Annotated in this window: 6 protein-coding genes and 2 pseudogenes; all 8 read right to left on the reverse strand. The window is 43.5% G+C overall.

The genetic code is table 11. The features are described from left to right. Nucleotides 1–25: 25 nt before the first annotated feature. Entirely contained in the window at nucleotides 26–820 is a 795-nt protein-coding gene (locus Q0340_RS08350) for a PBECR2 nuclease fold domain-containing protein (protein WP_298082931.1), read from the reverse strand. Beyond that, the gene (locus Q0340_RS08355; RefSeq protein WP_298082932.1) at nucleotides 771–1,454 is read right to left on the reverse strand and encodes a hypothetical protein; all 684 of its coding nucleotides are present in this window, start codon (nucleotides 1,452–1,454) and stop codon (nucleotides 771–773) included. The genes Q0340_RS08350 and Q0340_RS08355 overlap by 50 nt, the downstream gene beginning before the upstream one ends. 381 nt (nucleotides 1,455–1,835) lie before the next feature. After that, nucleotides 1,836–2,075, reverse strand: coding sequence for a hypothetical protein (locus Q0340_RS08360; protein ID WP_298082933.1), 240 nt, complete (start codon nucleotides 2,073–2,075; stop codon nucleotides 1,836–1,838). Further along, the gene (locus tag Q0340_RS08365) at nucleotides 2,072–2,416 is read right to left on the reverse strand and encodes a hypothetical protein (protein ID WP_298082934.1); all 345 of its coding nucleotides are present in this window, start codon (nucleotides 2,414–2,416) and stop codon (nucleotides 2,072–2,074) included. Before Q0340_RS08365 ends, Q0340_RS08360 begins: the two co-directional genes overlap by 4 nt. A gap of 402 nt (nucleotides 2,417–2,818) precedes the next feature. Then, nucleotides 2,819–2,971, reverse strand: coding sequence for a hypothetical protein (locus tag Q0340_RS08370; RefSeq protein ID WP_298082935.1), 153 nt, complete (start codon nucleotides 2,969–2,971; stop codon nucleotides 2,819–2,821). Nucleotides 2,972–3,115: 144 nt separating this feature from the next. Further along, nucleotides 3,116–3,265, reverse strand: a complete 150-nt coding sequence (locus Q0340_RS08375) for a hypothetical protein (protein ID WP_298082936.1) — start codon at nucleotides 3,263–3,265, stop codon at nucleotides 3,116–3,118. A 153-nt stretch (nucleotides 3,266–3,418) separates the two neighbouring features. Further along, nucleotides 3,419–3,643, reverse strand: a pseudogene (locus Q0340_RS12365) (hypothetical protein); the annotation flags it as partial. Then, nucleotides 3,637–4,708, reverse strand: a pseudogene (locus Q0340_RS08380) (hypothetical protein); the annotation flags it as partial. The pseudogenes Q0340_RS12365 and Q0340_RS08380, both read right to left, overlap by 7 nt.

A 4,708-nucleotide genomic window follows, 5' to 3' on the forward strand; every position in this document is an offset into this window, starting at 1 on the left:
TATATCCTGCGCTATCTCGCCTACCTTAGCGCCTCCTTTTAGCTTTGAAACCAAAGAGGGTGCATTTACTAGCCCAAGCCCCGCCCAACGCTCCTATAAAAGCGCCTCTTGCTCTATTTTTATCATCTAGCGCTGCACCTGTGGCTGCTCCGGCTCCAGCGCTTGCGATATTAGCAGGGATTGTGCTAGAGCTAAAACCTTTAATCATATTCTCGCTGTTTTGTGGTATAATATCGGTGTCTAGCCCTTGATTTCTCATCGCGGTGCTTAGGCTAGAGAGTGTGTCTCCACCCCAAACTATATTGCCTTTTCTTATTAGATTTTTTAAATCGGTGTTTTTTAGCGGCGTCGCGGTTACGCCTAAAAATTCTCCTCTGTCGTTTTCTATCACGCTTAAGAATTTTAAAGTTTTATCGCGATCGTCGATAAAGGTTTTACGTTCGCCATCTTTTGCGACGAATAATGTATTTTCTAACGTAGGTTTGATTAAATTTACATATTCGAGACTACGCTCGCTGCCTGCTTTATCCGCCAAATGATTCAACATCTTATCAATCGAAATTTTGGCCTCAAATATCGGAGTTTTAATAGGAGCCTGAAAGTCGCGGACGAGCGAAAGCACATCGGCTTTAGGCTCTAGTCTTAGCGCTAAATCTCCGCGCTCCGCTATATTGCGGACTACCGCGGCGGGGTCTATGCCTCCTCCTGCGGAATTCTTAAACTCCGCGGGGGCATTAAGGTTTTTATCAGAGGAAAGAGATATAATTTCATCATTGGCGGGGGTTGTAGTAATGTGGGTTGTGGACCACCTCTCCGTCATAAACTACTACTCTAAATTTTACCCCATCTTTATCTTGCCATTCGTAAAGTCTGCCGCCGTCCGCGTCGATATGAGGCTTTTTAAATTTAGCCGTATATTCACGCATACGATCGCCGATCTGTGTCATCTCCGCAGGTGTTACGTAGCCTTTTGCGTCTTTTTCAAAATGCTTTTGAATATGAGCTATGCCTCCGCGCTTTTTGCTACCTTGTTCTAGCTTTACTGCATTTTCTACAAAGTCTATATCCGGATAAACCGAAGTTGAGTTTTTGCCGTTATACGCGACGTTGTAAATGCCGCGCTTCTCTTTTTGTATGGCTTTAGGATTGGTAATTGCTAAGATCTGATCCAAATACGCGTTATTATTAGCAGGGTTTGTAGCTCTTAAAATCTCATCTAAAAACAGATTAGGTGCTTGTGCTGCTGCGGTCTCTGCCTTATCTGCTCCTTTTGCTGCTTCGCTCATCTTTTTTGGAGCAATCCCGGCTGCTTCCTTAAGCTCTGAGCGAATGGCCTTTATCACGTTTTCGTCAAGTCCGAAAAGATTAGGATTATTTAAAATTCCCTCTGCGACAGAGCTTTGTGGTATAATAGTGTTATCGGTCGGCGAAAAATGCTCCTTGCCGGTATTCATTTGCGCCCCGAGCACTTGTTGCTTATGTTGAGAGTTGGACGCCTCAGCCGCCGCCGCTTCAAAATTTTGTGGTATAATAGTTTTATCAGTGACCGACCCCGCATTATCTGCGGTAGCCATTGTCCGAGAAGTATCGGAGTATCGGTTGAGGCGCGCCGATTGGTCGCTGCTTAATGGAGGGCTTAATAATTCGCCATCCGCCCGCGTTTGCGGAGCGGTCGTCCCAGCGGGCGTCGGGACGCCCTCTCTTAGATTTTGGTAGTCCAAGCCTTGCGCTGCTTTTTGCGTTTGTTCGCTTGCTTTGCCTAGCACCCCTTTAGCCAAAATCGGAGCACGGCTAAGCCCGCCTAAAATAGCATTCGCCCCACCCCAGATAGTGCTTTAAAGCCCCGCTTGCTTTAGATCGGGCTTTTCCTGTCCGTAAGCTCTAGCCCCTCCGGTAAATCCTCCCATTATCGCGCCGTTTGCCGCAGATCCTGCGGCATTGCCGATGCGAGTAGCTACCTTTTCGCTAGCGCCTAATGCTTTTGCTAAGCGGGCGGCCTTTGCGCTATGCCCTAGCATCGCAGGAGCTAGTGCAGTAGCATCTGCTATCTCGCCTGCTGCTTGCCAACCTTTCATATCATTATCGCCGAGCTTGCTAAATTTGAGTTCTCGCGAAAGAAATCCCTAGCTCTGTCCGCTCCGTAAAAATCTGCGGTATCTGCTAAAACGTTGTTAATGCCTCTAGCTAGCTTTTGATTGGCTGCAGCTTGACCCGTTACAAAGTTTTTTAATCCTCGCCCTATTATGCGGGTAGTGCCTGCACCTCCCGTTTGTCCTACTGCTTCCGCGCTTTGAGAAAAGGTTTTCCCTAGCTCGTCTGCGGTATCTTTTAAGCTCTTGCCTGCATTATCAAAGCCTAGTGCGTCCGCTGTTGCGCCTAATGCGCGAAGTCCTAGCTCGCCAGCCATACAATTCAAAATTCTCGCAGCTTAAGCTTAGGCACAATAATTCCAACCCCCATGGAATTCCATTTTAAATTTAATAACGCTGTGTTCTTGTGCTACGTTATAATTTGGTAGCCACCTCTAGTCCAACGCAGTCGGGTATTTTATAAGTGAGGTATTAACGAAAGCTATAGAATAGATATTAAGCGCTACGAATCGGCAAAACCTATTAGGCAATGCCAATTTATAAGCTGAGCGTAACGCTTCTTGATACTAAAAAACCTACCTAAAATTTTATCACAATGCACTACAGACGCTATTTTGTGAAATATACTACTGCTATCTTCAATAACTGCATTCCGATAAACCATAAAATTTTGTAAATAGCTTACGATAATCGACATGGACATGATACCACTGGCTCTCAAGCAAAGTTTATTGATAAATTTTCAATAAATAGTCCTTTAGTAGGATTAAAATCAGATGCAAAATAAGATTAGCCATATATCTAATGATGATACTGGCGTAAAATTTAAACTTATCTCTTTTTGTTGCTGGGGCTTGAAAGCCCGTAGATGTGATTGCCATAACGTTCTCCTTTTGAAAGTTAAGGCAATTTTCGCGCAAGTGCGGGTGCGTAATCTACCCATAAAACGCACTCTTTGGTATTTTTGGGTTAAATTTGAAGGATTTTAATAGGTTTTGAGGATTTCGTGCGGCTAGAAAGCGGGGCTATTCCCCCGCTCGCCTTAGTTCTTTCATTCTATCGCTTATATCTACGTATAGCTTGGCTCTTTCGTTTTGCTTGATCTGATCCATTAGCCGTTTTAGCCCGTTCCAATCGTCTTTAACTTCAGAAATTTCGCTTTGCCACTGAGCCATTGATGCATTTTTGAGATTTTGTGGTATAATATCATTATGAAACCTTGCGTTAATAGGGTCTAATTTTACTTCGGGCTCGTAACCCGAGTGGGTAAGAGCGAATTTATTATCCGTCCCTAGCGCAAGGTTTTTAAAAAATTCATTATTTTTTAATCTCCCTTTTTCAAAATACATTGTTTTAAAAGCGAGCTCGTTTTTCTTTTTCTTGATCTCCTCTACAACTACATAATATCCATTTATCTGTTTGCCGTTTACGACGACTTCTCGCCCGGAATTATCTTTTGAAATCGCTCTTAGGTCTGCATTATCCGCGTATTCTTGCCATTTAGCTATATCGTCAAGGCCTACCGCTCTTTGTCCGCTCTTTTTTACTAAAATGCTATTCGCGCGTGCCTATTCATAACGTGGACTATCGCATCCGATCCAATAGTTCGTCTTACGTCTTGCGGATATTTAAATTTTAGCTCCCGCGCTCTTTGAATATCTAATTTATCAACGGCGATTGTCTTTTTGCTCTCCAAAATATATTTAACTATATCGCTGTTTAAATTTTCCCTACCGATAAGCGCCATATCTCTGCCGCTTTGAGGGTTAGCGTCGATGATCGCTTTCGTATCGATGTTTCTTCCAATCCCTGCTTTTTGATTTTCTATTATGGCTAGGCGCTCTTTGCCGTCTTTAGCGTTTATTATCGCCTTTCTAAGATCGGCGGGCGGAAGTTCCTTTACTTTTTGAGAGGATTGGGGTATAATACTAGCAGTTTGGTAGCCCAAACCTTGATTTTCAAGCTTGCTACCTGGCTGGGTGAAAGTTTGGATAATACCAGCATCTCCTGATTTTTCCTTGCTTATTTTCTCAAGCCTCTTTAGGTCTTTATCATTTACTTTGGTTGCGTGTTTAACATCACCCGTTTGCTTTTCTACCGCAAGCTTACCTATTTTATTGCCATCTAATCGTTTGACTATCAACCCATAATCTAGCCTATTATTGGCGTAAAAATGCGTCGGGTTTTCTTTTATTTCTCGGATCAGCTTAAACACGTTGGCAGGTCTGCCACTAAACATCTCGGGGTGTTTATTTGCCAAATATTCTAAATCCGCCGAAATTTCATCGGTTTGTAGCTTCGCTAAATCTCTTACATTCGGGGATAGTTCAAATTTGACATTATAATCGCTTTTTGCCGCAGCGCCTCCTCTCGTCGTAAGGCCCTCGCCCTGCTTGATAGGCTCACCCTTGGCTACTTTGCCCGCCTTTTTGTCTAGCTCCTCTTTGATCTGCTTTTTAGCCATTTCGACTAGATTTACCTTTTCTTGCGTGGTTAAATTTGGATCTATCAGCGCCTTTTTTAATTCCTCAGGGCTAAATTTAGCCCTTACGGCGTCATCCTCTTGGGTTTTTATAATTTGCCTAATCTCAGGGATTACCTCTTTTGTGAATTTACTT

The organism is uncultured Campylobacter sp. (assembly GCF_938045595.1).
Classification (GTDB): Bacteria; Campylobacterota; Campylobacteria; order Campylobacterales; family Campylobacteraceae; genus Campylobacter_B.

Bases quoted from the DNA above. Each gene is read 5' to 3' on its own strand.
- Q0340_RS08360 (WP_298082933.1), bottom strand. From the start codon at position 2,075: ATGAAAGGTTGGCAAGCAGCAGGCGAGATAGCAGATGCTACTGCACTA.
- Q0340_RS08350 (WP_298082931.1), bottom strand. From the start codon at position 820: ATGACGGAGAGGTGGTCCACAACCCACATTACTACAACCCCCGCCAAT.
- Q0340_RS08370 (WP_298082935.1), bottom strand. From the start codon at position 2,971: ATGGCAATCACATCTACGGGCTTTCAAGCCCCAGCAACAAAAAGAGAT.
- Q0340_RS08355 (WP_298082932.1), bottom strand. From the start codon at position 1,454: ATGAATACCGGCAAGGAGCATTTTTCGCCGACCGATAACACTATTATA.
- Q0340_RS08375 (WP_298082936.1), bottom strand. From the start codon at position 3,265: ATGGCTCAGTGGCAAAGCGAAATTTCTGAAGTTAAAGACGATTGGAAC.